This window comes from Shewanella septentrionalis (genome assembly GCF_025370265.1).
In the GTDB taxonomy this organism is placed as follows: Bacteria; Pseudomonadota; Gammaproteobacteria; order Enterobacterales; family Shewanellaceae; genus Shewanella; species Shewanella hafniensis.
Genome location: NZ_JAMTCC010000088.1, coordinates 1 through 4,075, shown reverse-complemented (window position 1 = coordinate 4,075; position 4,075 = coordinate 1). Strand labels below are relative to the sequence as shown.

At 46.5% G+C, this 4,075-nt stretch carries 3 protein-coding genes and 4 tRNA genes; 1 reads left to right on the top strand and 6 read right to left on the bottom strand.

What is annotated here, in order from left to right; genetic code table 11:
• Positions 1–152: 152 nt before the first annotated feature.
• From NE536_RS22465 to NE536_RS22450, 4 genes are all read right to left on the bottom strand, one after another.
• A tRNA-Thr gene (locus NE536_RS22465) sits at positions 153–228 on the bottom strand.
• A gap of 8 nt (positions 229–236) precedes the next feature.
• Positions 237–310 (bottom strand) — tRNA-Gly (locus NE536_RS22460).
• A 37-nt stretch (positions 311–347) separates the two neighbouring features.
• Positions 348–432: transfer RNA gene (locus NE536_RS22455), tRNA-Tyr, on the bottom strand.
• An 8-nt stretch (positions 433–440) separates the two neighbouring features.
• Positions 441–516: transfer RNA gene (locus NE536_RS22450), tRNA-Thr, on the bottom strand.
• Between the two features lie 234 nt (positions 517–750).
• Between NE536_RS22450 and coaA the strand changes: the two genes are divergently transcribed.
• Positions 751–1,701 carry a type I pantothenate kinase gene (gene coaA, locus NE536_RS22445; protein WP_011848150.1) on the top strand — a complete coding sequence of 317 codons (951 nt, stop codon included), beginning with the start codon at positions 751–753 and terminating at the stop codon, positions 1,699–1,701.
• A gap of 27 nt (positions 1,702–1,728) precedes the next feature.
• Here the strand turns inward: coaA and birA are convergent, their stop codons facing one another.
• On the bottom strand, positions 1,729–2,688 hold the full coding sequence (gene birA / locus NE536_RS22440; RefSeq protein WP_261274073.1) for a bifunctional biotin--[acetyl-CoA-carboxylase] ligase/biotin operon repressor BirA: 960 nt from the start codon (positions 2,686–2,688) through the stop codon (positions 1,729–1,731).
• Positions 2,681–3,706: a UDP-N-acetylmuramate dehydrogenase gene (gene murB, locus NE536_RS22435; protein WP_261274072.1), complete on the bottom strand. Its 1,026-nt coding sequence runs from the start codon at positions 3,704–3,706 to the stop codon at positions 2,681–2,683. Before murB ends, birA begins: the two co-directional genes overlap by 8 nt.
• Positions 3,707–4,075: the final 369 nt, after the last annotated feature.

The following is a 4,075-nucleotide window of genomic DNA, read 5'->3' as shown; positions in this document are numbered from 1 at the left end:
TGGGGCTTAATACGTTCAAATTTAGCTTTAGCCATGGTAATGCCTCAGTCCAAGAATCTTGGTGATGAAAACTAACATATAGAAAAAATCCGATGCATTAAAATGACATCGAACCGATTATGTTTAGGCGTAGGAGCTAAATTTAGATAGGCTGGTGCTGATAGGCAGATTCGAACTGCCGACCTCACCCTTACCAAGGGTGTGCTCTACCAACTGAGCCATATCAGCAACTAATTTGGAGCGGACAGCGGGAATCGAACCCGCGTTATCAGCTTGGAAGGCTGGAGTAATACCATTATACGATGTCCGCGCAACCTAACTAAGGCTACCTAACTACCTAGAAAAAGTGGTGGAGGGAGAAGGATTCGAACCTTCGAAGGCTGAGCCGTCAGATTTACAGTCTGATCCCTTTGGCCACTCGGGAACCCCTCCACAGAAAATGGTGCCGGCACCAAGAGTCGAACTCGGGACCTACTGATTACAAGTCAGTTGCTCTACCAACTGAGCTATGCCGGCATATCATTTCGGAACGGGATATTAGGTAAATGCGCTCTCAAGTGCAAGTAAAAAACGTCCATTTACGCAAAAAAAGCGCTTGAACGGTGTTTTTTTACACGTTATCCAACTTTGGCGACCAATTAAACAGCGAATACATCAAACGACGACGGAAACACGACTGCAATCACCCATTTAGTATTGTTCCGAATAATCTCATAGTGTACTGTGCCTTTCCTAAGCTGAGGAAAGCCAATGACTTCTAAAAATTCAATTCAAAAAGCACTCTATCTCGCCTTTGAGCGCCTGCAATGGTCTGAGTTACGAGATTCAGTGCCGCTGACGCTGAGTGAGCAAGACTTGGAAAACCTTAGAGGCATAAATGAGAAGATTTCCTTATCGGAAGTCACTGATATTTACCTTCCCCTTAGCCGGCTACTCAATTTGATCGTCAAAGCTAAGCAGCAACGTGGCTTAGTGGTTGATGAGTTCCTTGGGCAAAAGCCATCAAGAAGCCCTTACATCATTAGTATTGCCGGCAGTGTCGCCGTAGGCAAAAGTACCACAGCGCGTATCTTGCAAGCCTTGTTACGGCATTGGCCTGAGCACCCTAAGGTCGATCTCGTCACAACGGATGGCTTTTTGTATCCGCTGGCAGACTTGAAACGTAAAGGCTTGTTACAACGTAAGGGATTTCCGGAAAGCTACGATATGAAAATGCTGGTTGAGTTTATCTCAGCAGTAAAATCTGGCCAACCCCATGTGAAAGCGCCTATCTATTCACACGTCACCTATGACCGTGTTAAGAATCAACACCAAACCGTTTCTCAGCCAGACATCTTAATTTTGGAAGGCCTTAATGTACTGCAGACTGGACTCGACTCCCCCGTCGATACCCGTCGTCCTTTTGTCTCCGATTTTGTCGACTTTTCTATTTATGTCGATGCGGAAGAGCCGTTACTCAAACAATGGTATAAAGAACGCTTCTTGCAATTCCGCTCTGGCGCCTTCAGTGACAAGAAATCGTATTTTCATCACTATTCGTCGCTAACCGATGATGAAGCCAATACCATTGCCGCCAATATTTGGGACACAATTAACGGTCCCAACCTGCAATTAAATATTCAACCGACCCGTGAAAGGGCGCATTTGATCCTACAGAAAGGTCAGGATCATTTGATGTCCCACGTACTAATGCGCAAATAGTTTTCTGTAAAATAGCCTCTTGGGTGCTTAGCGTGCCCTTAAGCTAATTTCACCGCCGATAAATGCTTGCACACCGTCGGCGGTTTCGAGCAATACCGCACCCTGCTCATCAACGCCGCGACAAATCCCTTCGACCGATTTTTCCCCCATAAGCAAACGTATTTCACGGCCATAAAATAAGTCTGCCGCTTGCCAACGAGCCTTGAATGCAGCTAATTCTTCACGTTCAAATAGCTGGATATCGCGCTTCAGTTGCTTCTGTAATTCGATAACAAGCGCAGTCTTATCTGGCATATCAACCAACTCTGACAGGTCACTCCAAGGCTGATCGATACCTTTGCCTTGCTCCTCTGACATCGCCATATTAACGCCAACACCAATGATCAGCTGACACTGACTATCCGCCTGTCCCGACATTTCAATCAAGATCCCAGCAAGCTTCTTGTTATCCATATAGATATCATTCGGCCACTTAACCCCAATATTCTCGACCCCAAACGATTTAAGCACTTCAACTAGAGTGCACGCCACCACTAAACTTAGACCCATGGCTTGTGCCATTCCCTGCGGGAATGTCCAAAACAATGAGAAGTACAGGTGATGCCCATAGGGCGACACCCAAGTGCGACCTCGGCGACCGCGACCTGCAGATTGATACTCTGCCACGCACACATCGCCATTCTTTAGCTCAGTGGTATGGCTCAGCATAAAGCCGTTGGTGCTTGCGATCTCATCAAAATAAAAACAACGGTTATCAATTGACTGCACTAAACGTGAAGCATCAATCAAAGAGATGGGATTGGCTAGCTTATAGCCGCGACCTTTAACGCTATAAATTGCTACGCCATAGGTTTCTAACGCATCAATGTGCTTATTTACAGCGGCGCGCGAAATCCCAAGTTCAGTGGCTAACTGCTCGCCTGAAACAAATTGACCGCTAGACAATAACGCTAATATCTGGCGCTTTCTTCCCCAATTATCAGACATACAAATCTCCTTCACCGTTAGCGCCCATGATTCTAGGTTCCGCTTCTAGCACAACACCAAATTTATCCTGTACTTGCGCAATAACATGCAGCGCTAAGCGACAAATATCGCGCCCCGTTGCCCCGCCTCGATTCACTAATACCAAAGCTTGTTTGTCATGCACAGCCGCATTACCAAGCACAAAACCTTTCAGTCCCGCTTGTTCAATCAACCAACCTGCCGCCAATTTCACCGTCGCATCCGCTTGTGCGTAACCCACTATTGTCGGAAAACGCTGTGCTAAATCTAGATAACAGGCCGCGCTAACAATAGGATTTTTAAAGAAACTGCCTGCATTGCCGAGCACTGCTGGATCAGGGAGCTTTTCACTGCGCACTTGGCATACGCGCTCAAAAATCTCATGGGCTGTAACGGTTGCGGGATCAAACGATTGCAATGGGCCATAGGCCAAACGCGGTTGCCACCGTTTAACTAAGCGCAGTCCGACAGCAGTGACTACGGCAAGATTACGTAATTTGTCTTTGAAAATGGATTCACGGTAAGCAAATTGACACTCAGCAGTGCTTATACGCACAAACTCACCTGAGGGTAAATCAAGATACTCAACCCAATCACATACATCACAGAGTTCAACACCATAAGCGCCAATATTCTGGATAGGTGCTGCCCCAACCGTTCCAGGAATTAACGCCATATTTTCCAGCCCAAACATGCCATGCTCAAGCGTAAACTTAATTAACTCGTGCCAATTCTCACCCGCCTCAACCTCGAGATAAAATGCTTCTCCGTCTTCAGATACTTTTATCCCCTTCGATAAAATCCTGACAACTGTACCGTTAAAGTCCTCAGTGAAGACCAGATTGCTACCGCCACCAAGCACCAACATAGGCAATTGCTGTTGCCATAGTGGCAAACACATCGCCTGAACAGCTTCTTTTGAGTGCGCCTCAACAAGAGCGGCGCAAGACTGGGCTAAACCAAAGGAATTAAACGATTTAAGGCTATGAGTTAGAGACATGTGTTTGATCAATGACGACAAAAACACATTGTAACTGCTAAAAGCGAGGATTGCAGCTAACGCGGAGGACACGTATTGATGAAATAGTCATCGTAGAGTGGGCATTTAGACGAAAAATCATGCTGGAATTGACAAATTGCAGACGCAAAAAAGCCAGCTTATTCAGCTGGCTTCGTTACATCTCTACGAGATAATTAGGCGCTTGGCGATGACCTACTTTCTTTTATCCCCGAAGGGGATACATGGGGGCGAGTCATCATTGCCTAAAATGCGCAGCATTTTGATGATGTGTCGCGCGGAGCAATGTATTGCGCAGCTGAGGATCCCGCTCAGCGGCGGGTTGACATCGAGATAAGTTTTCGCGAAGCG